29 protein-coding genes are annotated in these 26235 nt (G+C 69.3%); 16 read left to right on the top strand and 13 right to left on the bottom strand.

Going from position 1 to position 26235, the window contains the following annotated elements; all coding sequences use genetic code 11:
• Positions 1-33 precede the first annotated feature (33 nt).
• The gene (gene glsA, locus F6W70_RS05455) at positions 34-1080 is read left to right on the top strand and encodes a glutaminase A (protein ID WP_055873336.1); all 1047 of its coding nucleotides are present in this window, start codon (positions 34-36) and stop codon (positions 1078-1080) included.
• On the top strand, positions 1077-2702 hold the full coding sequence (locus tag F6W70_RS05460; RefSeq protein ID WP_055864448.1) for an MFS transporter: 1626 nt from the start codon (positions 1077-1079) through the stop codon (positions 2700-2702). The genes glsA and F6W70_RS05460 overlap by 4 nt, the downstream gene beginning before the upstream one ends.
• 3 nt (positions 2703-2705) lie before the next feature.
• On the opposite strand, the gene F6W70_RS05465 is transcribed toward F6W70_RS05460, so the two are convergent.
• Positions 2706-3254, bottom strand: a complete 549-nt coding sequence (locus tag F6W70_RS05465; protein WP_127482623.1) for a helix-turn-helix domain-containing protein — start codon at positions 3252-3254, stop codon at positions 2706-2708.
• Positions 3255-3358: 104 nt separating this feature from the next.
• Here F6W70_RS05465 and F6W70_RS05470 point away from each other — a divergent pair, with 104 nt between their 5' ends.
• The 6 genes from F6W70_RS05470 to F6W70_RS05495 all read left to right on the top strand — a co-directional run bounded on the left by F6W70_RS05470 (position 3359) and on the right by F6W70_RS05495 (position 7797).
• Positions 3359-4078, top strand: coding sequence for an AzlC family ABC transporter permease (locus F6W70_RS05470; protein ID WP_151486100.1), 720 nt, complete (start codon positions 3359-3361; stop codon positions 4076-4078).
• On the top strand, positions 4075-4389 hold the full coding sequence (locus F6W70_RS05475; protein WP_055864439.1) for an AzlD domain-containing protein: 315 nt from the start codon (positions 4075-4077) through the stop codon (positions 4387-4389). The genes F6W70_RS05470 and F6W70_RS05475 overlap by 4 nt, the downstream gene beginning before the upstream one ends.
• A gap of 52 nt (positions 4390-4441) precedes the next feature.
• The gene (locus F6W70_RS05480) at positions 4442-4852 is read left to right on the top strand and encodes a hypothetical protein (protein WP_055873324.1); all 411 of its coding nucleotides are present in this window, start codon (positions 4442-4444) and stop codon (positions 4850-4852) included.
• A gap of 9 nt (positions 4853-4861) precedes the next feature.
• Positions 4862-5182: a ferredoxin gene (gene fdxA / locus F6W70_RS05485; protein WP_055873321.1), complete on the top strand. Its 321-nt coding sequence runs from the start codon at positions 4862-4864 to the stop codon at positions 5180-5182.
• 9 nt (positions 5183-5191) lie between these two features.
• Positions 5192-6316, top strand: a complete 1125-nt coding sequence (gene dapC / locus F6W70_RS05490) for a succinyldiaminopimelate transaminase (protein ID WP_151486101.1) — start codon at positions 5192-5194, stop codon at positions 6314-6316.
• A gap of 191 nt (positions 6317-6507) precedes the next feature.
• Positions 6508-7797 (top strand): citrate synthase, encoded by a 1290-nt coding sequence (locus F6W70_RS05495; protein ID WP_055866746.1) that lies wholly within the window; start codon positions 6508-6510, stop codon positions 7795-7797.
• A 168-nt stretch (positions 7798-7965) separates the two neighbouring features.
• Here F6W70_RS05495 and F6W70_RS05500 read toward each other — a convergent pair whose 3' ends face one another.
• Positions 7966-9345, bottom strand: a complete 1380-nt coding sequence (locus tag F6W70_RS05500) for a DEAD/DEAH box helicase (RefSeq protein ID WP_127482621.1) — start codon at positions 9343-9345, stop codon at positions 7966-7968.
• Between the two features lie 295 nt (positions 9346-9640).
• Complete coding sequence (dapD, locus tag F6W70_RS05505; RefSeq protein ID WP_055864425.1) at positions 9641-10594, bottom strand: 2,3,4,5-tetrahydropyridine-2,6-dicarboxylate N-succinyltransferase; 954 nt, start codon at positions 10592-10594, stop codon at positions 9641-9643.
• A gap of 65 nt (positions 10595-10659) precedes the next feature.
• Between dapD and dapE the strand changes: the two genes are divergently transcribed.
• The 3 genes from dapE (at position 10660) to F6W70_RS05520 (ending at position 13200) form a co-directional block, all read left to right on the top strand.
• Positions 10660-11733, top strand: a complete 1074-nt coding sequence (gene dapE, locus F6W70_RS05510; protein WP_151486102.1) for a succinyl-diaminopimelate desuccinylase — start codon at positions 10660-10662, stop codon at positions 11731-11733.
• On the top strand, positions 11715-12932 hold the full coding sequence (locus F6W70_RS05515) for a putative hexosyltransferase (RefSeq protein WP_151486103.1): 1218 nt from the start codon (positions 11715-11717) through the stop codon (positions 12930-12932). The genes dapE and F6W70_RS05515 overlap by 19 nt, the downstream gene beginning before the upstream one ends.
• Before the next feature lie 94 nt (positions 12933-13026).
• The gene (locus F6W70_RS05520) at positions 13027-13200 is read left to right on the top strand and encodes a DUF3117 domain-containing protein (protein ID WP_017203323.1); all 174 of its coding nucleotides are present in this window, start codon (positions 13027-13029) and stop codon (positions 13198-13200) included.
• 102 nt (positions 13201-13302) lie between these two features.
• Here F6W70_RS05520 and F6W70_RS05525 read toward each other — a convergent pair whose 3' ends face one another.
• Positions 13303-13941, bottom strand: coding sequence for an O-methyltransferase (locus F6W70_RS05525; protein WP_141386658.1), 639 nt, complete (start codon positions 13939-13941; stop codon positions 13303-13305).
• Positions 13942-14031: 90 nt separating this feature from the next.
• Between F6W70_RS05525 and F6W70_RS05530 the strand changes: the two genes are divergently transcribed.
• Positions 14032-14421: a twin-arginine translocase TatA/TatE family subunit gene (locus F6W70_RS05530; RefSeq protein WP_055864411.1), complete on the top strand. Its 390-nt coding sequence runs from the start codon at positions 14032-14034 to the stop codon at positions 14419-14421.
• The gene (locus F6W70_RS05535) at positions 14418-15056 is read left to right on the top strand and encodes a hypothetical protein (RefSeq protein WP_151486104.1); all 639 of its coding nucleotides are present in this window, start codon (positions 14418-14420) and stop codon (positions 15054-15056) included. The genes F6W70_RS05530 and F6W70_RS05535 overlap by 4 nt, the downstream gene beginning before the upstream one ends.
• On the opposite strand, the gene F6W70_RS05540 is transcribed toward F6W70_RS05535, so the two are convergent.
• Genes F6W70_RS05540 through F6W70_RS05555 form a run of 4 tightly spaced genes read right to left on the bottom strand, consistent with a single transcriptional unit; the run spans position 15053 to position 18463 of the window.
• The gene (locus F6W70_RS05540; protein ID WP_151486105.1) at positions 15053-15547 is read right to left on the bottom strand and encodes a YcxB family protein; all 495 of its coding nucleotides are present in this window, start codon (positions 15545-15547) and stop codon (positions 15053-15055) included. The two genes, F6W70_RS05535 and F6W70_RS05540, sit on opposite strands and share 4 nt — an antisense overlap.
• 20 nt (positions 15548-15567) lie before the next feature.
• Positions 15568-16689: an Mrp/NBP35 family ATP-binding protein gene (locus F6W70_RS05545; protein WP_151486106.1), complete on the bottom strand. Its 1122-nt coding sequence runs from the start codon at positions 16687-16689 to the stop codon at positions 15568-15570.
• Positions 16686-17198, bottom strand: coding sequence for a DUF1003 domain-containing protein (locus F6W70_RS05550; protein WP_055864400.1), 513 nt, complete (start codon positions 17196-17198; stop codon positions 16686-16688). The genes F6W70_RS05545 and F6W70_RS05550 overlap by 4 nt, the downstream gene beginning before the upstream one ends.
• Positions 17198-18463 (bottom strand): magnesium transporter MgtE N-terminal domain-containing protein, encoded by a 1266-nt coding sequence (locus F6W70_RS05555; RefSeq protein ID WP_017828633.1) that lies wholly within the window; start codon positions 18461-18463, stop codon positions 17198-17200. The genes F6W70_RS05550 and F6W70_RS05555 overlap by 1 nt, the downstream gene beginning before the upstream one ends.
• An 85-nt stretch (positions 18464-18548) precedes the next feature.
• Here F6W70_RS05555 and F6W70_RS05560 point away from each other — a divergent pair, with 85 nt between their 5' ends.
• Together F6W70_RS05560 and F6W70_RS05565 are read left to right on the top strand one after the other, a co-directional pair.
• Entirely contained in the window at positions 18549-19274 is a 726-nt protein-coding gene (locus F6W70_RS05560) for a YflT domain-containing protein (protein ID WP_127482615.1), read from the top strand.
• A 25-nt stretch (positions 19275-19299) separates the two neighbouring features.
• Complete coding sequence (locus tag F6W70_RS05565) at positions 19300-19950, top strand: alpha/beta hydrolase family protein (RefSeq protein ID WP_318278805.1); 651 nt, start codon at positions 19300-19302, stop codon at positions 19948-19950.
• 19 nt (positions 19951-19969) lie between these two features.
• On the opposite strand, the gene F6W70_RS05570 is transcribed toward F6W70_RS05565, so the two are convergent.
• From F6W70_RS05570 to F6W70_RS05580, 4 genes are read right to left on the bottom strand one after another with little or no spacing between them, the layout of a single operon-like run.
• A complete protein-coding gene (locus F6W70_RS05570) occupies positions 19970-20878 on the bottom strand; it encodes a phosphotransferase (RefSeq protein WP_151486108.1) in 909 nt (302 codons plus the stop codon).
• A 2-nt stretch (positions 20879-20880) separates the two neighbouring features.
• Positions 20881-21036 carry a hypothetical protein gene (locus tag F6W70_RS17770; protein ID WP_157535549.1) on the bottom strand — a complete coding sequence of 52 codons (156 nt, stop codon included), beginning with the start codon at positions 21034-21036 and terminating at the stop codon, positions 20881-20883.
• A gap of 5 nt (positions 21037-21041) precedes the next feature.
• Complete coding sequence (locus F6W70_RS05575) at positions 21042-22463, bottom strand: aminopeptidase P family protein (protein ID WP_151486109.1); 1422 nt, start codon at positions 22461-22463, stop codon at positions 21042-21044.
• A gap of 36 nt (positions 22464-22499) precedes the next feature.
• Entirely contained in the window at positions 22500-23522 is a 1023-nt protein-coding gene (locus F6W70_RS05580) for an endonuclease/exonuclease/phosphatase family protein (RefSeq protein WP_151486110.1), read from the bottom strand.
• Between the two features lie 100 nt (positions 23523-23622).
• On the opposite strand from F6W70_RS05580, the gene F6W70_RS05585 reads away from it, so the two are divergent.
• Positions 23623-24495, top strand: a complete 873-nt coding sequence (locus F6W70_RS05585) for a PHP domain-containing protein (protein WP_151486111.1) — start codon at positions 23623-23625, stop codon at positions 24493-24495.
• Positions 24496-24576: 81 nt separating this feature from the next.
• On the opposite strand, the gene F6W70_RS05590 is transcribed toward F6W70_RS05585, so the two are convergent.
• On the bottom strand, positions 24577-26097 hold the full coding sequence (locus F6W70_RS05590) for a DEAD/DEAH box helicase (RefSeq protein WP_055873273.1): 1521 nt from the start codon (positions 26095-26097) through the stop codon (positions 24577-24579).
• Between the last annotated feature and the right edge of the window lie 138 nt (positions 26098-26235).

Raw genomic sequence — 26235 nt, forward strand, 5'->3', positions numbered from 1 at the left:
ACCTGGGGGGCGTCACGGATCCGAGGAGGAGATGTGCTCGACCCGGCAGCGTGGCGCGATGTGCCGCAGGAGGTCTCCACCGGCTCCCTGCCGGGGTGGGATCGCGTCGAGGAGATCGTGCGCGACGCGCACTCCCGCTATCGCGGGGAACGCGGCGGCACCGTCGCCGACTACATCCCCGTGCTCGCCGAGGTCGATCCGGAGCTCTTCGGTCTGGCGGTGATCGAGGTCGGTGGCGGGCTGCACGATGCCGGCGACGCTCTGCATCCTTTCTCCATCCAGTCGATCTCGAAGATGTTCGTCTACGCCCTGGCGATCCAGGAGCACGGCCATGAGCGCGTGCGCGACATCGTCGGCGTGAACAACACCGGACTCGCCTTCAACTCCGTCGTGGCGGTCGAGCTCAACGACGGGCATCCGATGAATCCGATGGTCAACGCCGGTGCGATCGCCACGACCGCCCTCATGCCCGGCGCCACCGCGGTCGAGCAGTGGGAGCGCGTTCGTGAGGGGCTCTCCGCCTTCGCCGGGCGTCCGCTGAGTCTCGACGGGGTGGTCTACGCATCGGAAGCGCAGACGAACGACCGCAATCGCGCTCTCGGTCGTCTGCTGCGCAGCTATGGTCGGCTGTCGGGCGATCCCGACGAGGTGGTCGACGTCTACACGCGTCAGTGCGCCTTGAGCGTCACGGCTCACGATCTCGCTGTGATGGGGGCGACGCTCGCCGACGGGGGAGTGAATCCGGTCACCGGAGAGCGGGTGGTCTCGGAAGAGGTGTGCCGCGACACTCTCGCTGTCGTCGCGTCGACGGGGTTGTACGAACGATCCGGCGACTGGCTGTTCGAGATCGGGCTCCCGGCGAAGTCCGGTGTCGCCGGCGGCATCGTCGCTGTCGCACCCGGCAAGGGCGCGGTTGCCGGATTCTCGCCGCGACTGGACGAGGCCGGGAACTCCATCCGCTCGCAGATGGCCATCGGGTACCTGTCACGTGTTCTGGGGCTGAACCTCTTCGCCTCGGCCCCGGCGCGTCGTGAAGCCTCCGCGACCGCACCCTCACCCGCACCGCAGGAGCAGTCATGACCCAGACGCAGCCGGAGCAGACCAAGACCTCGTGGTTCCCGATGGTCAGCCTGTTCCTCGCACAGGTGCTGATGTCGTTCAACGTCGCCGCGCTGCCGATCTCCCTCGGCGGCATGGTGAGCGAGTTCGGCGTCCCGCCCACGGTCGCGAGCACGACGATCGTCATGTATGGGCTCGCCGTGGCCGCGCTCGTGATGACAGGCGCGAAGCTCGGTCAGAGGATCGGCTGGGTGCTCATCTTCCGGATCGTGATCGCGCTGTTCGCGGCCTCCTCGGTGATGATGATCCTGGCGCCCACGGTGTGGTGGGCGATCGCCGGACAGGCCGTCGCCGGCGCGGCCGCAGCGATCATCGTGCCGTCGATCGTGGCACTCATCGCCGAGAACTACCGCGGCCAGCAGCAGGCGACCGCCATCGGCGCCATCGGTTCGGCGCGCGCGATCTCGGGTGTCAGCGCCTTCCTGATCGGCGGCACCCTGGGGACCCTGGTCGGCTGGCGGCCGATGTTCTTCATCGTGCTGGGGATCGCCGTCGTCGTCTTCGCACTGAGCTTCACCCTGCGCGGCGATCGCGGAGACGCGTCGATCCGCATCGACCTCGTCGCCTCACTCCTCATCGGCGCGGCGATCGTGCTGCTGACGCTCGGGTTCAACAACCTGAACTCCTGGGGTGCGGTGGCGGCGACGGCCGACGCCCCCTTCAACGTCATCGGGCTCTCGCCTGCCCCCGTCTTCATCGTGGTGGGGCTGGTACTCGGGCAGGCCTTCTTCCTGTGGACGCGGAGACGGATGTCGGAGGGGAGGGTTCCCCTGATCGATCTGAGCGTGCTCGGCTCGTCGCGTGAGCGGGCCGCCGTGTATGCCATGTTCATCGTGGTCGCCCTGGAGGCGTGCGTGAACTTCACGATCCCGCTCTACATCCAGATCGTGCAGGGCAGGACCCCGTTCGACACCTCGATGGCGATGATGCCGTTCAACCTCACCGTCTTCGTCACGGCCACGCTCGTGGTGCGGCTGTACCGGCGCTTCCCGCCGCGGACGATCGGCGTGGTCGGCTTCATCCTCACCACGGTCGCGCTGGTGTGGTTGTCGTTCGTCGTGAACAACAACTGGGAGACCATCCCGACGATCGCCGGGCTCATCGTCTTCGGCATCGGACAGGGCGCGCTGGTGACGCTGGTGTTCAACGTCCTCGTGACGGCGGCCCCCGCCGAACTCGCCGGAGACGTGGGTTCGCTGCGCGGCACCACGCAGAACCTCGCCTCGGCCGTCGGTACCGCGCTCGCAGGGGCGCTGCTGGTCTCTCTTCTCGGGCTCAGTATCGGTCGCGCTGTCGTCGAGCACCCCGAGCTTCCGCCGTCACTCGTCGCACAGGTCGACATGGACAACCTCAACTTCGTCAGCAACGACGATCTCCGTGCCGCGCTCGAGGCCACGGACGCGACGCCGGAACAGGTCGACGCAGCCGTCGCCGTGAACGAGGAGTCCCGGCTCGGCACTCTCAAGCTCGGCCTGCTCCTGCTCGCGGGTATCAGCGCGCTGGCGATCCTCCCGGCTTCGCGGCTCCCGCAGTATCGGCCGCACGAGATCCCCGACCCGTCGCCGGCGGCCGGGTCGGAGTGACGCTCAGCGCAGCTCGGAGATGAGCACCGCGCTGGTGCCGGGCGCCGTCGCCTCGAAGATGTGCGGAGCATCTCCGGCGTAGGTGAGGTAGTCGCCGGGGCCCAGCAGCACGGGCTCGTCGACCGGGCCGATCCGTGCCTGTCCCGTCATCATGATCACGTGCTCGATCGTCCCGGGGTGATGAGGGTCGGAACGGCGGGCGTCACCCGGCTCGGCCTGGATCAGGTAGATGTCCCGGCGGGCGCCGGGAGGGCTCGCCGACAGCAACGTCGCGCTGTACGCGGCTGCGGAGGACGGAACGCCCGCGAGGTCGTCTGCGCGGATGAGGGTCGGTGCGTTGGCCTGCTGATCGACCAGCACGGCGAAGGGTACGCCGAGCGCCACGCCGAGCGCCCACAGCGTCTCGACGCTGGGGTTGCCTGCTCCGCTCTCGAGCTGGGACACCGTCGCCTTGGAGATGCCGGCTCGTCGAGCGAGCTCGGACACCGACAGACTCGCCGCCTCTCGCTCCCGACGCAGGGTGCGGGCGATGCGTGTGCGAAGTTCCTCCATGTGTTCATCATGTCAAACGTTCGTTCGCTTGACTATCCGTGCGCTGGTGTTCAGAATTATGATCATGTGTTCAGTGAAGCGAACAGTGGTTCGAGTGGTGTGTGATGACCGCCGAGCGTGAGGTCTGGCGCGAGTCGCTCGGCGTCGTTCTCGCGACCAGTGCCTACGGCATCTCTTTCGGCGCCCTCGCCGTGGCCTCGGGTCTCGACGTCTGGCAGACGTGTGTGCTGAGCCTGCTGATGTTCACCGGAGGATCCCAGTTCGCCTTCGTCGGCGTCTTCACTGCGGGCGGCGTCGCCGCGCTGCCCTCGGCGATCGCCTCGGCGGCGCTTCTCGGGGTGCGCAACGTCGCCTACGGCATGCGGATGTCGCCGATCGTCGGGGGAGGACCCGTGCGCAAGGCGGCTGCTGCGCACTTCACGATCGACGAGTCGACGGCGGTGGCGATCTCGCAGAGCGACCCGCGGCTGCGGCAGGTCGGATTCTGGGTGACGGGGATCGGCATCTTCGTCGGCTGGAACATCACCACCCTCGTCGGGGCACTCGTGGGCGACGTGCTCGGAGACCCCAAGGCCTGGGGGCTGGATGCGGCGGCGGCTGCGGCATTCCTCGCTCTGCTGTGGCCGAGACTCCGCCAGCGTCAGGCCGTCGTGGTCGGCATCGCCGCGGCTGTGGTCGCCGCGGCCTTCACCCCGATGCTGATGCCCGGACTTCCGGTGCTCGTCGCCGCGGTCGTCGCGATCGCCGTCGGCTGGTTCAACTGGATGGGGCGGCCTGCGACATCGGTCGAGACGACCGACGCGGGACCGGAGGCGACGTCATGACTCTCTGGAGCGCCATCCTCCTCGCGGCGGTGATATGCCTCGCCCTCAAGGCTGCCGGCTACCTGGTGCCGCCCCGGGTGCTCGAGGCGCCGCGCACGGCCCGCATCTCTGATCTTCTGACGGTGGCGCTCCTGGCGGCTCTCGTGGCTGTGCAGACCTTGGGGGACGGGCAGGCGATCACCGTGGATGCGCGCGTGCCCGCTCTGCTGGTCGCGGGCGGGCTGCTGTGGCTGCGGCAGTCCTTCCTCGTGGTCGTGGTGGCGGCTGCGGTGGTGGCCGCCCTCCTTCGTCTGTTCGGAGTCGCGGCCTGACCCTGCCAGGTTCTGATCGGGATCGTGCGGGCCTCCTCGGTAGGATCGACAGGTGCGCGTGAGCTGGATGTCGAGAGTGTTGTCGTGGATCGCTGCCGCCCTGGTGGGCGGTGTCTACGGCATCGCCGGCACGATCAGCCACAGCGTGATGTGGGGTCCGATCCCGGTTGGCATGATCGTCGCCGCGATCGCCTGCGCGGCCATCCTGATCGCCGTGCGCGCGCTCACGCACGACCGCGGTGCCGCCGTGGCAGCGGGGCTGGGGATGATCGGCATGCTGGTGCTGATCTCGGGCGAGGGTCCCGGAGGCTCCGTCGTCGTGCCCGCGTCGTTCGCGGGGCAGATCTGGACCTACCTGGTGGCCGGAATCGTGCTGCTCGTGATCGCCTGGCCCTCGGTGCGACGTCTTCCCGTGCGCACGGAGGCACCCGCCGCGCAAGAACCCGAGGCTCGCGAGTCGTAGACTGAGGGGGTGACGTATGTGATCGCCCTCCCGTGCGTCGATGTCAAGGACCGCGCCTGCATCGACGAGTGCCCCGTTGACTGCATCTACGAGGGTGAACGCTCGTTGTACATCCATCCCGACGAGTGCGTCGACTGTGGTGCCTGCGAGCCGGTGTGCCCCGTCGAGGCCATCTACTACGAAGACGATCTGCCCGACGAATGGCAGGACTACTACAAGGCCAACGTCGAGTTCTTCGACGAGATCGGGTCCCCGGGCGGCGCCGCCAAGGTCGGCGTCTACTCGTTCGACCACCCGATCATCGCCGCTCTGCCGCCGCAGGGCGAGTAGGCGCGCTTCGTGAGCGTCCGCGACCTCGCCGACTACCCGTGGGACGCCGTCGTCCCGTTCCGTGAGCGTGCCGAGAGGCACCAGGACGGGCTTATCGATCTGTCGGTCGGATCTCCCGTCGACCCGACCCCCGAGATCATCCGGCGTGCGCTGGCCGAGGCGACGGACGCCCATGCCTACCCGCAGACGGTCGGCACGCCGACGCTGCGCGAGGCCATCGTGGACTGGTACGCCCGACGCAGGGGAGTGCCCGACCTCCGCGTCGACAACGTGCTCCCGACGATCGGCTCGAAAGAGCTCGTCGCGCTGCTGCCCACTCTGCTCGGTCTGGGGGCCGGCGACATCGTCGTGCACCCGCGCGTGGCGTATCCGACCTACGAGGTCGGTGCGCGCGTCGTGGGGGCCACGCCCCTGCCCGCCGATGACCCGCAGGACTGGCCGCAGGGCACCAAGCTCATCTGGATCAACACCCCGGGCAACCCGGACGGCCGCACCTGGACCGTGGACGAGCTCGCCGCAGCCGTGAGCCGCGCCCGCGAGCTCGGAGCCGTCCTGGCGAGCGATGAGTGCTATGCCGAGCTGGGGTGGGACGGCGAGTGGGCGACCGAGCCGATCCCCTCGATCCTCGACCCGCGGGTGACCGGCGGAAGCCGTGCGAATCTGCTCAGCGTCTACTCCCTGAGCAAGCAGTCCAACCTCGCCGGATACCGTGCGGCGTTCGTGGCCGGCTGTGCGCGCATCGTGGGAGAGCTGCTCACGGCACGCAAGCACCTCGGGCTGATGCCGCCCGCACCGGTGCAGCACGCGATGGCTGTCGCTCTCGGAGACGATGAGCACGTCGCCGTGCAGAAGGAGCTCTACCGCACCCGTCGCGATGCCCTTCGTCCTGCGCTGGAGGCGGCGGGCTTCCGCATCGAGGGTTCCGAGGCGGGGCTGTACCTCTGGGCGACCGAGGGGCGCGACGCCTGGGAGTCGATGGCGCGACTCGCTGATCTCGGCATCCTCGCAGGCCCTGGGCCCTTCTACGGAGCCGACTCCGCACAGCACGTCCGGCTCGCACTCACCGCGCCGACCGCGCACGTCCGCGAGGCCGCGCGTCGACTCTCCACAACCGATATGGCAACCGATATGTAGGTTCCCTCCTCGGAGGGTCCTTCTGTTTGGCGGATGTCACAGTAGGCCTGTGTGACTACTAGGCTGTAAAGGCGATTCGGTCGTGACCCGACCTGGCGCTTGAGCGCCGTGAGATCGCCAGTTCAGGCTTGATCAAGATCTTGTTCGACATCACCGCGACGAGCGGGGGCGGACACAACGAGGAGGTCCGCGTGAGTGCAGCGGCAGACCAGACGGCGAAGCTGACGATCGGCGACACGACCGCCGAATTCCCGGTGCTGCGCGGCACGGCAGGGCACGACAGCATCGATTTCTCGACGCTGACCCGACAGACCGGATACACCGGCCTGGACTACGGTTTCGTGAACACGGCCTCCACGAAGTCCGAGATCACCTTCATCGACGGTGACAAGGGCATCCTGCGGTATCGCGGCTATCCGATCGAGCAGCTCGCGGGCTCCACCAGCTACCTCGAGGTCGCCTGGCTCCTCATCTACGGCGAGCTGCCGTCCGCCTCCGAGCTCGCGGAGTTCGACGAGAAGATCCGTCGTCACACGCTGCTGCACGAAGACCTCAAGCGCTTCTTCTCGGCCCTGCCGCACACGGCGCACCCCATGTCGGTGCTGTCCTCGGCCGTCGCCGCCCTCTCGACCTACTACGAGGGGCAGACAGACCCGCACAACCCGGAGCACGTCGAGCTGAACATGGTGCGCATGCTCGCCAAGCTCCCCGTGATCGCGGCCTACGCGCACAAGAAGAGCGTCGGCCAGGCGTTCCTCTACCCGGACAACTCGCTGAGCTTCGTCGACAACTTCCTGAAGCTGAACTTCGGTGTGCACAGCGAGGAGTACGAGGTCAACCCGGTGATGTCGAAGGCTCTCGAGCTGCTCCTCATCCTGCACGAGGACCACGAGCAGAACGCCTCCACGTCCACGGTCCGTCTGGTGGGCTCCACCGGCGCGAACCAGTTCGCGTCGGTCTCCGCCGGCATCCAGGCTCTCTCCGGCCCGCTCCACGGTGGTGCCAACGAGGCCGTGCTGACCATGCTCGGTCAGATCCGCGACTCCGGTCAGAGCGTCGCTCGCTTCGTCGAGCGCGTGAAGAACAAGGAAGAGGGCGTGAAGCTGATGGGCTTCGGCCACCGGGTCTACAAGAACTACGACCCTCGCGCCAAGCTCGTCAAGGAGGCCGCCGACGAGGTGCTCTCCTCCCTGGGCGTCACCGACCCTCTGCTCGACCTCGCGAAGGAGCTCGAGGAGCTCGCGCTGGCCGACGACTACTTCCGCGAGCGTCGCCTGTACCCGAACGTCGACTTCTACACCGGCGTCATCTACAAGGCCATGGGCTTCCCGACGCGCATGTTCACGGTGCTGTTCGCGATCGGCCGTCTGCCGGGCTGGCTCGCGCAGTGGCGTGAGCTGCAGCTCGACCCGCAGACCAAGATCGGTCGCCCGCAGCAGCTGTACACAGGAGCGCCCGAGCGTTCCTTCCCGACGCGCTGAGTCCAGACGAGAAAGCGCCCCTTCCGCACGACGGAGGGGGCGCTTTCGTCGTCTGGCAGCGACGCGGTGGATTCGGATTCCCGGCATTCGTCGCGGGGAAACGGCACGGCGCCCCCTCCGACGAGCGGAGAGGGCGCCGTGCTGAGCTGAAGTCAGCGGCTCGAGTGTTCAGCGACCCTGCGAGCTGCGGCCGCCCTGACGGGAGCCGCTCTGCGTGGAGTAGCCACCACCTGCGCCCGTGCCGGAAGCACCGGCGCGGGGACGACGACGGCGACGCGACGGCGGGTTGGCCGCTCCGCTCTTCTCGCCGCCTGCCGGGCGCTGCTTGGAGGACTGGCGCTGCTGCTGCGGAGCCTGCACGGGGGCCGGGCGCACATGCGCTGCGCGCTCGGGCACCAGCGCGGTGACGGCCGCTGTGGTGACGTCTTCCAGCGGAGCCGAGATGGCGGCCTTGCGCAGGAGATCCTTGACGTCGCGGCGCTGCTCGGGGAGCACGACGGTCACGACGGTGCCCGCGGCACCCGCACGCGCGGTGCGGCCGGAACGGTGCAGGTACGCCTTGTGCTCGACGGGCGGGTCGACGTGGACGACGAGGTCGACGTTGTCGACGTGCACGCCGCGCGCCGCGACGTCGGTCGCCACGAGCACGCGCACTCCGCCGTCTTCGGGAGCGGCGGAGAAGGCGCCGAGGTTGCGCTCGCGCGCATTCTGCGACAGGTTGCCGTGCAGGTCGACGGCGGGGATCCCCGCGGCGGTGAGCTGCTTCGCGAGCTTCTTCGCCTGGTGCTTGGTGCGGGTGAAGAGGATGCGGCGACCGGTGCCCGAGGCGAGCTCGCGCACGAGGGCGGTCTTGTTGTCGGTGGAGTCGACGACCAGCACACGGTGGGTCATCTCGCCGACGGGCACGCTCTCCTCGTCGACCTCGTGGCTGACCGCGTTCGAGAGGAAGCGGCGGGCGAGGGTGTCGATGCCGCGGTCCAGGGTCGCGCTGAACAGCAGACGCTGTCCACCGGCCGGGGTCGCGGTGAGGATGCGGGTGACGCCGGGCAGGAAGCCGAGGTCGGCCATGTGATCGGCCTCATCGAGCACGGTGACCTCGATCGCGCTCAGGCGAACCACCTGCTGCTTCATGAGGTCTTCGAGTCGACCGGGGCAGGCCACGACGATGTCGACGCCGCCGCGCAGAGCCTGCTCCTGCGGACGCTGGCTGACGCCGCCGAAGACGGTCGTGACGCGCAGGCCCGCGGCCTCGGCGAGAGGTGCGATGGTCGCGGCGATCTGCGTCGCGAGCTCACGCGTGGGGGCGAGGACGAGTCCGCGCGGAAGGCCGGCACGGCGCTGTCCGCCGGAAGCGGCGAGGCGCGCGACGAGCGGCAGGGCGAAGGCGATGGTCTTGCCGCTGCCCGTGCGTCCGCGACCCAGGAGGTCGCGTCCGGCGAGGGAATCGGGAAGGGTGTCGCGCTGGATGGCGAACGCCTCGGTCTTGCCGGAATCGGCGAGAACGGCGGCGAGCTCGGCGGGAACGCCGAGTTCAAGGAAAGTAGACATGCAGAAACTCCGTCAGCGCCCGAATGAAGGGCGCGAGATAAAGGGGTGAGGTGGGCGACGGCGCAGGAATTGCGCATCGGTTCGCCGTTCGAAAGGCCAGCTGATGCTGGTGGTGGGAGCGGTTCCGCTCGCTTCGGTCCTCGGAGACCCCGTGACGACGACGATGTTACGAGACCGGCGGTACACGCAACTCCGTCAGTCTACCAGTGCGTGCATGCCGTCGGCCGCATGTCGACTTCCGCGCGGGTCGTCGGCCGCCTGCAGGAGCGGGGCAGGCGTGCCCTGGGCTGCGTTCTCAGGCGTGCAGCGCCTCGTTCAGCGTCACTCCCACACCGGCGCGACGCACGGCCTCCACCGCACCGCTGAGCGAGTTCCGGCGGAAGAGCACCCCATCGTGACCGGAGAGCTCGGCCCCCTTCACGCTCTTGCGTGCGCCATCGGCGGTTACGGGCCCGTCGACGAGGACGATCTTGGTGCCGGCCGTGACATAGAGCCCGGCCTCGACGACGCAGTCGTCACCGAGCGAGATGCCGATGCCGGCGTTCGCGCCGAGCAGCGTGCGGGCTCCGATCGACACGCGGTGCGTTCCGCCGCCGGAGAGGGTGCCCATGATCGACGAGCCTCCGCCGATGTCGCTGCCGTCGCCGACCACAACGCCCTGCGAGATGCGTCCTTCGACCATCGACGCGCCCAGCGTGCCGGCGTTGAAGTTGACGAACCCCTCGTGCATGACGGTCGTGCCGGGGGAGAGGTACGCGCCCAGACGCACACGGGAGGCGTCGGCGATGCGGACGCCGGAAGGCTGCACGTAGTCGGTCAGGCGGGGGAACTTGTCGAGCCCCTGCACCTGGATGCCGGCGCGCTGGAGGTGCGGGCGCAGGCGAGCGGCATCCGCGGGAAGGACGGGGCCGGCGTTGGTCCAGGCCACGTTCGGAAGGTGCCCGAAGATGCCGTCCAGATTCAGCTCGTTGGGACGCACCACCAGATGGGAGAGTGCGTGCAGACGCAGGTAGGCGTCCGCGGTCGACGCCGGAGCGGCGTCGAGGTCGATCTCCAGCTGCACGACCTCGAGCGTGACGTTCCGCCGTTCGTCGGGCCCGGCGAGGGGCTCGAGTGCGGCGATGGCGACGGTGACCTCGTCGGAGGTGGAGGCGCCTGTCCGCACCTCGGGGTACCACGCATCGAGGACGGTGCCGTCCCCGGCGATCGTGGTGAGTCCGATACCCCATACAGTGCGTGCGTCGCTCATCCCTCCACGCTATCGCCCCCGAGGGATGGCGACGTCACTCGTGACGGGGTAAGTAGTCTTGACCCATGGTGCTCGATCTGACCGTGTCCTCCGTCGACCTCACCCGTGCGATCTGCGATATCCCGAGCGTCTCCGGTGAGGAGAAGAGCTTGGCCGATGCGATCGAGGCAGCGGTGACGCCGTTGGAGCACCTCGACGTCTTCCGTCACGGGAACACGATCGTCGCCCGCACCGACCGCGGCCGGGCACAGCGCGTCGCGATCGCCGGTCACATCGACACCGTGCCGATCAACGCGAACCTGCCGACCCGCGACATCGAGATCGACGGGGTGCACTATCTCTGGGGGCGCGGCACCGTCGACATGAAGGCGGGCACCGCCGTGCAGCTGAAGCTCGCGGCCGAACTGACCGACCCCGCGATCGACATCACGTGGATGTGGTACGACAACGAGGAGATCGAGGCTTCGAAGAACGGCCTCGGATTGCTCGCCGCCGTGCGCCCCGATCTCTTCGAGGCCGACTTCGCGATCCTGGGGGAACCGTCCAACGGCGAGGTCGAGGGCGGGTGCAACGGCGCTCTCCGCGCGCTCGTGCGCACGAGCGGCGTGCGCGCCCACAGCGCACGCGCCTGGATCGGCGAGAACGCGATCCACCGCGCCGCGCCCATCCTCACCCGGCTGGCGGAGTACCGCGCCAAGGAGGTGCTGGTCGAGGGGCTGCTGTACCGCGAGAGCTTGAGCGCGGTGCGCATCGCGGGTGGAGTCGCGGGCAACGTGATCCCGGACGCGTGCGAGGTCGAGGTCAACTACCGGTTCGCGCCGAGCAAGTCGGCGGCCGACGCCGAGGCCCATCTGCGTGGAGTCCTCGCCGGCTTCGACATCGAGATCACGGATGCCGCCGAGGGTGCGCGTCCCGGCCTCGACGCCGAGATCGCGAAGCAGTTCGTGGCCGCCGTCGGCGCAGAGCCCCGGCCGAAGTACGGCTGGACCGACGTCGCACGCTTCTCCGCGCTCGGGATCCCCGCGGTGAACTACGGCCCCGGCGACCCGCATCTCGCCCACCACGATGAGGAGCGCGTTCCCCTCGCGCAGATCGACGCCGTGGAGCGGGGCCTTCGCGCATGGCTCACGTCGCGCTGAGCATCGCACGCCGCTGGGCGATGGCACCGGTCGCGCTGCGTGTGGCGGTCATCTACCTCGGCGCACGGGCCGTCACGACGGCGTTCCTGCTCATCGCCGCTTCGCTGTCGACCTCGTCCTCGCGTTTCGGCGCGGGGGCCGGGCTCATCGACTTCGTCCTCGGCTGGGATGCGCAGTGGTACTGGCTGGTCGCCGAGAACGGATATCCGAGCGAGCTGCCGCTCTCGGACACGGGCGACGTGGTCGAGAACCCCTGGGCGTTCATGCCGGTGTTCGCATATGCGGCCAAGGGCATCGGGTTCGTGCTCGGGTCCTGGGGCGCCGGGGCTCTCCTGCTGTCACTCGTGGCGGGGTACCTGGCCTGTCTCGCGCTTCATCGTCTGCTTCGCGAGCGTCTCGGGAACTCGGCGGCGATGTGGGCCGTGGTGTTCTTCGCCGCCGGGCCGATCGCGGCGATGTTCCAGGTCGGCTATGCCGAGACCCTGTTCCTTCTGCTGCTGTTCCTGGCCCTCGATGCGACGATCCGGCGCAGGTACGCCTGGTTGTACATCCTCATCCCGGTGATGGCCTTCACCCGCCCGGGGATCCTCGCCTTCGCCCTCTATCTGGGCCTGCACGGTGTCCTGCGCTGGATCCGGCGCGCACAGGATCCGCTCCCGGGACGCGAGATCGCGCACATCCTCGCTCTCGGCGCCCTCGCGACCGCGTCCGGCTTCGCCTGGCAGGCGATCGCGGGAATCGTCACGGGAGACCCCGGTGCGTATCTCGCGACCGAACTCGCGTGGCGTCAGCATTGGATCACCGGCGGTGTCGAGGGGTTCATCCCGTTCGAGGGATGGGTCCAGGCGTCGCAGTTCTGGTTCGCGCTCTGGGGGATGCCGCAGTGGTGGGGACCGCTCGTACTCGCCGTGCTGGTCATCGGCGCGTCTGCAGCGCTCCTGTTCTCCCCGCAGGTGCGGGCTCTCGGCGCGGATCTTCGGCTGTGGAGTGCGAGCTACCTGCTGTATCTGCTCGCCGTCTTCTTCCCGCAGTCGAGCACCTTCCGTCTGCTCTTGCCCCTCAGCCCGCTCTGGGGTGCGGTCGCCGTGCCTCGATCACGCCTCTGGCGCATCGGGGTGCTGGCCGCATGTCTGGTCGGACAATGGTTCTGGATCTACCACGTATATGCGCTCGGGAGCACGTTCTGGCAGGTGCCGTGATCGTGAAGCTCGAGCCAATTGTTGCTCCGTGACCTCCAGGTCCCGGTGACACCCGATAAACTCATCCCATACCACCGGAGGAAAGGGAGCCACGATGGCAGCGATGAAGCCGAGGACCGGAGACGGGCCTATGGAAGCCGTGAAAGAAGGACGACTCATCATCGTGCGCGTTCCGCTCGAAGGCGGCGGCCGCCTGGTCGTCTCTGTGAACGACGCCGAGGCCAAGGAGCTTCACGACGTGCTTGCCGCCGTCGTGGCACCGGCCTGATCGACCTGGGTCCGCTTCAGCGGATCCGAAAGGGCGGTGGATCCTCGGATCCACCGCCCTTTTCGTGTGCGAACGGTGCCTGTGCCCTGCGAGGTTCGTGCGTCAGTCGCGCTCTGCGAGGCTGATCAGCTGCAGCAGTCCTTCGCCGGCGGGGGAGAGCGTGGCCAGGACGGCCGAGGACTCCTGCGTCTCCTGCACGAGGGACCGGTAGGCCGAGGTGATCTCGTCGCGCTGCACGGGGTCGGCGACGCGGCCGCCTGCGAGCACCCGGGGCACGAGGACGAGCCCCCCGGTGCGTGCGAGACGCAGACCGTGCTCGACGTATTCGATGACGTGCTCGGGATCGGCGTCCACCAGCACGATGTCGTAGGAGTTCTCGTTCATTCGGGGGAGCACATCGATCGCTCGCCCCGTGATGAAGCGGGCTCGTGTGGACGGGATCTTCGCATCGGCGAAGGCCTGCCGTGCCGCGGCGAGATGCTCCGGCTCGTTGTCGATCGAGGTGAGCACGGCCTGCGGCGCTCCACGCAGCAGCCAGAGTCCGGAGACGCCGGCTCCGGTGCCGATCTCGACGATGGAACGGGCGCTGGTCGCCGCGGCGAGCACGGCGATCTGCGAGCCGACGGCCGCGCTGATCGGCATCGCTCCCAGCTCGACCGCATGTGCGCGGGCGCGGGTGATGGCGTCGGGTTCCACGATGGACTCGCGCAGAAAACGCGCGTTCGCGTCATACTCGCTCATGGCCTGTTTCTCCCTGCCTGCCCGGTGAACCTCTCCAGCGTATTCGGTCGGCGAGTGCGGGGACCGCAGGCGCGGCGGTAGCCTGTAGAGATGACGTTCGGGCTCACTTTCGAGAAGCTGCTGCTGATCGGCCTCATCGCGGTCCTGATCATCGGCCCCGAACGTCTGCCGCGGGCGGCGGAGAGCTTCTCCCGCATGGTCCGCAAGGCCGGCGAGTACCTGCGCGCGACCAAGACGAGGGTGCGCGAGGAGATGGGGCCCGAGATCGACGACGTCGACTGGCGCAAGCTCGACCCTCGTCAGTACGACCCCCGCCGGATCATCCGCGACGCGCTGATGGAGGAACCTCAGCCCGCGACTCCCATGCAGGCGCGCGAGACGATCGCGGAGCCGATCGCCGGAACCGTCGCCCCCACGCGTGTGGCTCCGCAGGAGTTCAGCGCGACCAATCGCCCGCCTTTCGACCCTGAAGCCACGTGACCCGAGGGCGGCTCGCCGATCGCGACGCCGTGGCCTTCTGGCTCGCCGCGCTGTGCGCGTGCGTGTCGGTCCTGATCTGGACCCTGTGGGTGCTGCCGGTCGCGGCCTCCGTCGATGACGCGGCTCCGTCACCGCTCGGGCGCTCCGCGGAGGTGGGGCTCGATTCCGGTGAGCGGGGTGGCATCTGGGGCAACGGGATCTCGGCGGCGCTGGGCACGATGGAGTGCGCGGTGGTCGGCCCGGATGGCGTCGGACTGCCGCTGTCGGGCGCGCCGTCGCTCACCTGGGACGACACGCTGTGGTGGATGACGCCCCGGCCGGGCTTCGCGCAGAGCGCGCAGTTCACCTCGGTCGAGGCCGGCATCCACACCGTGACCTGCGTCGACGCGCTGGACACCTACGACGGTGAATTCCTGGTCGCCGGTGACACCTTCGGACGCGGGTCTGTCGGTCTCGGTCGCAACGGAGGCAGCGATTTCGCCGTCGGTTCGCTCCTGGCCTTCGGCGCGGTGGCCTGCCCGCTGATCGTCCTGCTCGTCCCCGGCGTCATCCTGATCCGTCGCCTGGTCGCCCGGCGTCGTCGCGTCGACGGCCCTGAGCCTCGGAGGTCGTCGCCTGAGGTCTGGGAGAGCTAGGAGATCTTGGAGCGGAGAGTCGCGATGTCGTCGTCCGTGAGCAGGGCACGGGGGATCGCAGTGGCGACCGCGGCGTCACGCAGCTTCAGCAGCACGGCGTCCTTGCCCACGTGCATCTTCTGGAACGTGCGGTAGTCGATGTCGGATCGACGGCGACCGCTGCCCACCTGCAGCCTGTCGTCCTCGAGGGCCACCCACACCACCTGCTCCACCGGCATCGCGATCCGCACGGCCGTTCGGGCGCCCGAGATGGACATGAAGACGGCGAAGCCGGCGAGCCCGGCGATGATCACGGGCATCCAGCCCGCGGCGAACGGGGCTTCTTCCCCCGGTGACACGGGGGCGCTGAGATTGAGGATGCTGAGCACCAGCGCACCGGCGAGGGCGAACCACATCACGAGGGCGGACGGGCGGGTCAGCGAATAGATCGCGGCGTCGCGCGCCATCCGTCGCAGCAGGCTCTCGTCGACGGTCAGGGAGCGTGGGGACACTCGTTCATCCTCCCACGCGCTCAGCCGAGCGACATCGGCAGCGATCGACCGGAGAGGCCCCTGCCCTGCCGGGCGAGGGTGGCCGCGAGGTCGCGGATCGTCGCGGCCGCGGCATCGGTCGTCCCGCCGCCGACGATCGGCTCTCCCGCGTCTCCGCCCTGACGCAGAGCGGGGCTGAGGGGGATCGAGGCGAGCAGCGGGACCGTCGCTCCCGGCTCGGAGAGCGCCTCGGCGACGGCTGCGCCCCCGCCGGAGCCGAACAGATCGATCAGGGTGCCGTCGGGGAGCGTGTACGCCGCCATGTTCTCGATCACTCCGATCACGCGCTGACCGGTCTGACGCGCGACGAGACCGCTGCGGATGGCGACCTCGGCCGCGGCGGTCTGCGGGGTGGTCACGACGAGCACCTCCGCATGGGGGAGGAGCTGGCCGATCGAGATCGCGATGTCGCCCGTTCCCGGCGGCATGTCGATCAGGAGCACATCGAGATCCCCGAAGAAGACGTCGGTGAGGAACTGCGACACCGTGCGGTGCAGCATCGGTCCGCGCCACGCCACCACGGACTCGCCGTCGCGGAGGAACATCCCGATCGAGATCGTCTTCACGCCATGCGCGACCGGGGGGAGCATCAGGTCGTCGATGCGGGTCGGCTGGGTACCCGCCGGGATGCCGAGGAGCCCGGGGATCGAGAACCCGTGCACATCCGCATCGACGAGGCCGACGGACAGTCCCTGATCGGCGAGGGCGACGGCGAGGTTGGCCGTGACCGTCGACTTGCCCACGCCGCCCTTACCGCTGGAGACGAGGATCACACGCGTGAGCGAGTCCGGGCCGAACGGCATATGTCGTGCAGGTCTGCCCGCGCGGAGCTTCTCGGTGAGCGCCTTGCGCTCGGCCGGCGTCATCACGCCGACCTCGACCTCGACCTCGGTGATGCCGGGAACGGATGCGGCCGCATCGCGCACATCGGCTTCGATCCTCGCCGCCGCGGGGCACCCCACGATCGTCAGCACGATGCCGACGTGGGCGCGGTCGCCGTCGACGGAGATCTCGCGGACCATGTCGAGCTCACCGATGGGTCGGCGCAGCTCCGGATCCGTCACGGCGGCGACGGCCGATCGGACGCGCTCGGCCGCCGTCATGAGGCGGTGCCGGGTCGGGTCTTGTCCGGCGCGTCTTCGAGCTCGGCGAGAAGTGCCTTGAGCTCCTGCCTGAGCACGTCGCGGGTGACGGCCTGCGAGTTGCGCTCTTCGAGCGACATCCGCAGCGCGACGATCTCTCGGGCGAGGTACTCGGTGTCGGCGAGGTTGCGCTCGGCACGCTGCCGGTCCTGCTCGATCTGCACCCGGTCGCGGTCGTCCTGGCGGTTCTGCGCGAGCAGGATGAGCGGTGCGGCGTACGAGGCCTGCAGGGAGAGCATGAGAGTCAACGCCGTGAATCCGAGGGCGGCGTCGTCGAAGCGCAGCTCGTCGGGCATCAACGTGTTCCAGAGGATCCAGACCACGCAGAAGAGGCTGAGGATCAGCAGGAAGGCTGGCGTACCCATCGCACGAGCGACCCACTCGGTGAAGCGCCCGAAGCGGTCGCGAGAAGTCGCCCTGGGGCGGGTGGTGGTGCGGCCCGGTGCGTCGAGGCGCGGGGACCGGGCCATCAGCGCATCTCCTTCGCGGGGGAGCTGTCGTCGCTGTCGTGCGAGCGCCAGTCGTCCGGGAGCAGGTAGTCCAGCACGTCGTCGATGCTGATCGCTCCGACGAGGCGGTGCGCCGCATCGATCACCGGGAGCGAGACGAGGTCGTAGCTCGCCAGCAGTCGCGCCACCTCGGCGGCGGATGCGGTGACGGGTACGGGCTCGAGGCTGTCGTCGAGGATGGCGCCGAGCCGCTCGTGCGGCGGGTAGCGCAGCATCCGCTGGAAGTGCACGAGCCCGAGCAGGCGCCCGGTGGGGGTCTCGAACGGCGGGAGGGTCACGAACACCGCGGCGGCCAGCGCGGGGTGCAGCTCATGGCGGCGGATCAGGGCCAGCGCCTCGGCGACGGTGGCATCGGCCGACAGGATGATCGGCTCGGGGGTCATCAGACCGCCGGCGGTGTCGGGTCCGTACCGCAGCAGCATCCTGACGTCCTCGGCCTCCTCCGGCTCCATGAGTTCGAGGAGCTGCTCGAGACGGTCCGGGGCCAGCTGGGCCAGAAGGTCGGCCGCATCGTCCGGTTCCATCTGGTCGAGGATGTCGGCCGCGCGCTCGTCGCCCAGCCGGTCGAGGATGTGCACCTGCTCGTCTTCCGGCATCTCCTCGAGGGCGTCGGCGAGGCGGTCGTCCGACAGCTCCTCGGCGACCTCGATCATGCGCTGCTGCGGAAGGTCGAGGAGCGTGTTGGCGAGGTCGGCGGCGTGCAGCTCGGAGTACGAGGCGACGAGCTGCTCGGCCGACTGCGACTCGCCGGGCGCGCGCTGCTCGGTGACCTCGCTCCACCCCGCGAAAGTCGTCGGTCCCTTCGCGAACGGGGAGGCGCTGGTCTTCGGGCGGCGGAGGAACAGCTGGCTGATCGCCCATTCGCCGAGGCGGTTCGGCTCGATCGCGATGTCTTCGATCACCGCGGTGCCGCTGCCGTCGACGAAGCTCACGCGTCGCCCGAGCATCTCGGCGAGCACCCGCACCTCGCCGGCGCGGGGAGAGAACCGTCGCACGTTGATCAGACCCGTGCTGATGACCTGGCCGGCGCGGATCGAGGTGACGCGTCCGATGGAGAGGAACACCTGTCGGCGTCCCGGGATCTCCACGACCAGACCGATGACGCGGGGCGCCGCGGTACTTCGGTACACGACGACGACATCCCGGACCTTGCCGAGCCGGTCGCCGACGGGATCGAAGACGGCGCACCCGGCGAGGCGCGCGGCGAAAACCCGTTGTGTGCTCACTTCTCCAGAGTAGTCGGCGGCTCAGGTCTGCGGCGGGATGGTCGCGCCTCGGGCCGTCCGACGGTGCGCGTGGAAGAATAGCCGGATGAGCATGCTGAACCGGCCCGCGAGCGGCACAGACACCGGCGAGATCGTCGCGTCGATGCGCGACTACGAGAGCGCGCAGAAGACGGTCTCGAAGCTGATCGCCGGGGAGGTGCCCGCGCGCGACATCGCCATCGTCGGACAGAGCGTGCGCACCGTGGAGCGTGTGACCGGCAAGCTCGGCTACGCGGCCGCCGCGCGCTCCGGAGCGATCAACGGCGTGCTGATCGGCCTGTTCCTCGCCGCCATCCTCGTGCTGGGCAACCCCGAGGTTCCGATCCAGCTCTTCCTGGGCTTCGTCCTCATCGGCGTCGCGGTCGGCATGCTCCTGAGCCTCGTCACGTACGCGATCGTCCGTCGTCGTCGTGACTTCGCGAGCGTCACGCAGTTCGCGGCCGACCACTACGAGGTCACGGTCCTGTCCACATCGCTGGGCAAGGCCCGCCAGGTGCTCGGCGCCAACAAGGTCGCCCCGGTGCGCCCCCCGGTCAACCTCGATGAGCCGCCGCGTTACGGTGAGCGGATCACGCCCGGTGCGACCGCCCCCGCTCCCTCTCCCGAAGAGCCCGTCATTCCGCCGCGTCCCGCCGACCCGGTGGCCGAGCCCGTCGCCGAACCGGAATCCGGTGCGACGCCGGAAGCCGGGACTGCCGCTGCGTCGACGGTGACGCCGGTCGAGCCCGATGCCGCCCCCGATGCGGACGGCATCCAGGGCGAGCGGGCATGACGGCGATCTGCGCACTCTCCGTCTGATGGTCCAGATCCCGGTCGAACTCTCGAACGGTCCCACTGTCGTCTCCGCAGACTGGACCCCCGGTGACAACGGGGCGACGGTGATCGTCGCGCACGGCGCGGGTACCGGCAAGGACCACCCGTTCCTCACGGGCTACGTCGAAGCGCTCGGTGCGAGCGGCTTCTCGACCCTGCGTTTCAACTTCCCGTACGTGGAGCAGGGACGACGGATGCCGGGACCTGCCGCGCACGCGATCGCCACCTGGAACGCCGTCGCAGCCTTCGCACGAGAGTCCGCCCCCTCAGCGAGCCTGTGGGCGACCGGGAAGTCGTATGGGGGACGCATGGCGTCGATGGCGGTCGCCGAGGGCATGCTCGTCGACGGGCTCGCCTACCTCGGCTATCCGCTGCATCCGCCGGGGCGGCCGGAGAAGCCGCGCATCGAGCATCTGCCGGGCATCACGGTCCCGCAGCTGTTCGTCGAGGGGACGAACGATCCGTTCATCCAGCCGATCGCCCAGTTCGAGGAGGCCGTCGCGAGCTGCCAGGATGCGCGCGTGGTCTGGGTCGAGGGTGCCGGCCACACCTTCGAGGTCAAGGGGCACAAGCGCCCCGCGGCAGAGATCGGGGCGTCGCTCGCGCCGATCGTCGCCGAGTTCATCGATCGCTGAGCACGTCACCGCGCCGACGTCACCGATCCAGCGTCGCCAGCTCCTGGTCGTCGAGCAGGCGCCGCAGCGTCGTGAGCCCCAGCGTGCTCATCGGGGGATTCGACTGCTCGTAGTACCAGCCGAGCCCGATCGCCTGCTGGAAGGCCCACGCCGCGCCTCGCAGCCATTCGGTGTCGCTCACCCCCACTCCGTCGCGCAGCACAGCGCGGGCGGGAGCGTCGAACAGATGCCAGGCGCTGACCAGGTCGAGCGCCCGATCGGCGGGCCCGAAGCCGCCGCCGTCGAGAACCCCCACCAGTCGGGTGACGCGGTCGGCTTCACGGACCAGAAGATTGAACGGCGTGAGGTCACGATGACTCATCACGTCCGGGCCGTCCGATGGCAGGGAACGCAGCGCCGTCCAGAGTCGGGTGGCGCGGTCGGTGTCGAGAAGATGCCCGCTCCTGTGCAGGCACTCGGCCACCCATCCGTCATGGTCGGTGAGAGTACCTCCGCGGCCACGGCCGTCGAAGACCCGATCCTCGACCTCGGTCGCCCGCAGCCCCCGGATCAGCGTCACCAGGTCCTCGGCCAGCGACACGGATGCCGCCTGCGCGGTGGAACCGGCGGTCTCGCCGGTGAGCCAGGTCTGCAGCGACCAGGCCGAGGGGAAGGCTGCGCTGCCGTCGGCCACGCCGCGAGGCAGCGGTGCCGGGAAGGGGCTGCTCACCGCGAGCGCGGTCATCGACGCGGCCTCCGCCTCCGCCTCCGCCCGTGCGACGGGGAGGAGAGGGAAGCGGGCGACCAGATCCTCCCCGACACGGACGATCGTGTTCACCGTCCCGATGGTGGCGACAGGGCGGAGCACCGCATCGCCGTGTTCGGGGAACGACGCGGCGATCAACTCGCGCGCGAGCGCGAGGTCGACCGTGTGCGCAGCCTCGTGCATCGTCAGAACGGCCGAGCCCGCCCCTGTTTGCCCTGGTCGACCCATCGCGTGTGCGACTTGAGCGCGAGAAGAACGGCGAAGTAGATGACGGCACCAAGGACGAGCGCGGCGAGACCGTAGACCAGGATGATGGCGAAGAAGTTGACGAATCCGAACATCGGCGTCAGCTCTGCAGTCGCGCGATCCAGGCCTCGACCTCGTCGGCGGTGCGGGGGATGCCGGCCGAGAGGTTCACGGGGCCGTCTTCGGTCATCACGATGTCGTCCTCGATGCGCACGCCGATGCCGCGGAGTTCGGCCGGCACCGTGAGGTCGTCGATCTGGAAGTACAGTCCGGGCTCGATCGTGAAGACCATGCCCGGTGCGAGGATGCCGTCGTAGTACATCTCGCGACGGGCCTGCGCGCAGTCGTGCACATCGATGCCGAGGTGGTGCGAGGTGCCGTGCACCATGTACCGACGGTGCTGGCCGCCCTTGTCGGCGTCCAGGGCCTCTTCGGCGGTGACGGGCAGCAGGCCCCACTCGGCCGTGCGCTCGGCGATGACCTTCATGGCGGCGCCGTGCACGTCGCGGAAGCGCACCCCGACCCGGGCGGCGGCGAACGCGGCGTCGGCGGCCTCGCGCACCGTCTCGTAGACCCGTCGCTGCACCTCGGTGAACGTTCCGGAGACGGGCAGCGTGCGGGTGATGTCGGCGGTGTACAGGCTGTCGGCCTCGACGCCCGCATCCACCAGGATCAGATCGCCGGGGACCACGGTGCCGTCGTTGCGCGTCCAGTGCAGGTAGCAGGCGTGTGGGCCGGAGGCGGCGATCGTGTCGTACCCCTCGCCGTTGCCGTCTTCACGCGCACGGCGGTGGAAGACGCCCTCGACGACACGCTCGCCCCGTGCGTGCGCCGTCGCCGCGGGGAGCTCGCGGATGATGTCGTCGAAGCCCTTCGCGGTGATCTCGACGGCACGGCGCATCTCGGCGATCTCGAACTCGTCCTTGACGAGGCGCAGCTCCGACACGAATCGTGTGAGGGTCTCGTCTTCGTCGAGCACGAGCGCGCCCTCGACGGCTTCGAACTGGTCCAGGTGCGCGGTCGCGATCTCGAGGTCGGCTGCGACACCGGCGAGGGACGGGCGCGGACCGATCCAGAACTCTCCGACCGTGGCGTCGGCGTAGAACTCCGTCGTCGTGCGGTCGGCGCGCTCACGGAAGAAGAGCGTGATGTCGTGACCACCCTCGGTGGGGGCGAAGACGAGCACCGAATCGGGCTCGGCATCCGATGCCCAGCCGGTGAGGTGCGCGAAGGCCGAGTGCGCGCGGAAGACGTAGTCGGTGTCGTTGCTGCGCTGCTTGAGCGAGCCGGCGGGGATCACGAGACGCTTGCCGGGGAAGGCGGCGGAGACGGCTGCGCGCCGCACCGCGGCGTAGGGCGCCTGTGCGCGCGGCGAGGGGAGCGTCTCGGGACGCTCGGCCCAACCGGTCGAGATGGTGTCGAGGAAGCCCTGGGGGAAGGGCTGCTTGCGGTTGGTGGTGCCGTTCTCGACAGACGCTTCGACGGTGGGCTCTGCGATCGTGTCGCGCTCTCCAGTGCTCATCCCTCCAGTCTGTCACCTGGCGGGCTGGCGCGGGAATCAGCCGGCGGGCTCCAGCTGCACGACCAGGGCGCGGTGGTCGCTCCCCCCGGCGTCATCGAGCACGACGGATCCCGTCGGAGACCAGTTCTGCGATGCCATCACATGATCGATCGGCGCGCCCGCCAGCGCGGGCAGAGAGCTCGGCCAGGTGCCGGTGAGCCCGTTGCCGGTGCGGGAAGCGACATCGCGGCAGTAGCCGATGTCGCCGCCTTCCACGCCCAGCGGAGCCATGTGGTCGATCGTCGCGTTGAAGTCACCGGCCAGGATGAAGTCGCCCTGGGGGCACTGGTCGGCGATCCACTGGAGGTCGCTGCGCCACTGCTGCATCTCCTCCATGCGCGGGGCCACCGCGTGCACGGCGACGATGGTGGGGCCGGAGCCGTCGATCGGCATCAGCACGACGCTGGGCACCGAGCCGGTGTTGCTCGTGCCGTCCTTCGCCGACTCGATCACGGAGTACTCACCGAGGTCGGGGGCGACCAACACGGTGGTCTGCCATGACTGCGGACCGTCCTGCACATCGGGGCGGAACTGCACGTGGTGCACCCACATCGGATGCCCCTGCTCCCGCAGCATGATAGCGATGCGCTCGCCGACAGCTTCGGTGGTCTCCGGGAGGGCGACGATGTCGGCACCCTGATCGAGGATCCGCTGCGCGATCACCTCGGCGGGTACGGCTTCACCCGCTGTGTTCCACGTGAGCACCCTGACGCTGCCCTCGGTCTTCTCCGGGAGGTCGGAGCCGCCGAAGCCGCGGGTGGCGCCGATGGCCGCCGTCGCGCCGGCACCGAGCAGGGCGACGATCAGCACGGAGGCGGCGAATCCACGCAGCGGGCGGGCGAACAGCAGCAGGAGCGCGAGGACCGCGACCACGAGGAATCCGCCGAGCACGAGGCCGCGCGCCGACACGAGCTGTGCGAACGGGTAGGTCTGCTCGAGACGGAAGAACTGCGGCCACACGACGATCGCCGTCGCGATCGCGAGCAGCACGGTGAACAGGATCCCCAGGAGACGAAACATCCCCTCCAGCCTAGGAGCGCCGCCTGTGAAGTCCCTGCCTCGACATCCGCCTCCGTGCGCCTCGGCGCCTGCACCGGGCGACGCTCGGTACGCTCGGAGGATGGCCACTTCGTCCCACGGGTTCGCCGGTCCCGCCGACCTGCACCTGCACTCCAACCATTCCGATGGCACGGAGTCGCCCGCCGAGGTGGTCGCGCAGGCGCACGCGCACGGGGTGCGCACGCTCGCGCTCACCGATCATGACCGTTCCACCGGATGGGCCGAGGCGGGAGATGCCGCCGTCGCCCTCGGGATGACGTTCATCCCGGGGATGGAGCTCTCCGCGAAGCACGAATGGCGCAGCGTGCACGTGCTCGGCTATCTCTTCGACCCGCAGGACGAGGCGCTGCGCGCCGAGACGGATCGCATCAGGGGGGACCGGATCGGTCGTGCCGAGCGCATCGTGCGCAACATCGGGCGCGACTACGACCTGCACTGGGACGATGTGGTCGCTCAGACGACGCTCGACGCGACGGTCGGACGCCCTCACATCGCCGACGCTCTCGTCGCGCGGGGGATCGTGCGGGATCGGACGGAGGCGTTCGACGGCATCCTGCATCCGCGGGAGGGGTACTACGAGCCGCACTACGCGCCCGATCCGATCACCGCGGTGCGCTTGATCACCGAGGCCGGGGGAGTGGCGATCATCGCCCACCCCGTGACGGCGGGCCGCGACCGCATGATGCCGGTGCCGTTCATCGAGCGGCTCATCGACGCCGGCCTCGGCGGGTTCGAGATCGAGCATCGCGAGAACACGGAGTCGGGCAAGAGGATGCTGCGTGAGATCGCCGCGAAGCACGACCTCATCGTCACCGGCTCCAGCGACTATCACGGCACCGGCAAGCCGAACCGTCCCGGCGAGAACACCACAGCCGATGAGATGGTCGCCAGGCTCCTGGCGCGCGGCACCGGCATCGCCCCGCGCGTTCCCTGACCATCGCGCCGCGCCGCGCGCGCACGGGAAAGGGCGCATACGCCGGTGTGAACCGGACGTATGCGCCCTTTCGGTCGAAGCTCAGGCTCCGGTGACGGGAGCCGCGCCTGCGCCGGAACCGCCGCGGCGACGGCGGCGACGACGTGCCGGTGCCGGCTTGCCGTCGTGGTGCTCCTTGCCGGCGCCGTCATGCGTTCCTGCGCCCTCGGCACCGCGGTCGGCTGACGGCGCGGAATGTCCCTCGCCCGATGCGGGCTCCGCTGCACCCTCGGTGAAGGTCGATCCGACCGGGGTCGTGCTGTTGCGACGGCGGCGGCGACGGCGCGTGCCGCTCTCGTCGGTGCCCTCGGCAGCAGCATCGGCCGCGCGCTCCGGGCGACGGGTGCGCTCGGTCTTGACGGACTCGGTCTTGGGTGCCGACACCAGTCGGCCCTTGGTGCCCTGGGGGATGTTGAGGTCCTCGTACAGGTGCGGGCTCGACGAGTAGGTCTCGATGGGCTCCGGCTGGCCGAACTCGAGCGCCCGGTTGATCAGGGCCCACTTGTGCAGGTCCTCCCAGTCGACGAAGGTGACGGCGATGCCGGTCTTGCCCGCGCGGCCCGTGCGGCCGGCGCGGTGCAGGTAGGTCTTGTCCTCGTCGGGGATCGTGTGGTTGATGACGTGCGTCACATCGTCGACGTCGATGCCTCGGGCGGCCACATCGGTGGCCACGAGGACATCGCGCTTGCCCGCCTTGAACGCGGCCATCGAACGCTCACGCTGGTCCTGGCCCATGTCGCCGTGCACACCGCCGACGTTGAAGCCGCGGTCGCCCAGCTCATCGACGAGGCGCTGCGCCGCGCGCTTGGTGCGCGTGAAGATGACGGTCTTGCCGCGACCCTCGGCCTGCAGGATGCGGGCGATGACCTCGTCCTTGTCCATCGAGTGCGCGCGGTACACGAGGTGCTTGATGTTGGCCTGCGTGAGACCCTCGTCGGGGTCGCTCGCGCGGATGTGGATCGGGTTCGTCATGAAGCGACGTGCGAGGGCCACGATCGGGCCGGGCATGGTCGCAGAGAACAGCTGCGTGTGGCGGACGGCCGGAACCTTCTGGAAGATCTTCTCGATGTCGGCGAGGAAGCCGAGGTCGAGCATCTTGTCGGCCTCGTCCAGCACGACCTCGGTCGCGTTCGAGAGGTCGAGCAGGCGCTGGCCCGCGAGGTCGATCAGTCGCCCCGGCGTGCCGACGACGATCTGCGCGCCCGCCTTGAGCTGGTCGATCTGCCCCTCGTAGGCCTTGCCGCCGTAGATCGCCACGACGCTGGTCGAGCGGTTGCTGGTGAGCAGGTCGATGTCTTCGTACACCTGGACTGCGAGCTCGCGCGTGGGGACGACGATGAGCGCCTTGACCCCGTGCTCCGGGTCCTTGCCGAGGCGCTGGACGACGGGGATGCCGAAGCCGAAGGTCTTGCCGGTTCCCGTCTTGGCCTGACCGATGATGTCCTGGCCGGGAAGGCCGAGGGGGATGGTCTGCTCCTGGATGGGGAACGCGTCGACGATGCCCTTGGCGGCGAGTGCGTCGACGATGTCCTGGTCGATGCCGAGATCGGCGAAAGTTGTCACTTTATTCAGATTGCCTGTCCGGCGACCCTGTGGGATCGCCACGTTAACGGATCCACGCCGTCTCTTGTGCCACAGGCGCGGGGCCCCGCTCCGACGGCGGGGACACGCCCAGCCTACCCGAGGGGTGGTATCGGCCAG

Origin of the sequence: Microbacterium maritypicum (assembly GCF_008868125.1) — a bacterium.
GTDB classification, from domain to species: Bacteria; Actinomycetota; Actinomycetes; order Actinomycetales; family Microbacteriaceae; genus Microbacterium; species Microbacterium maritypicum.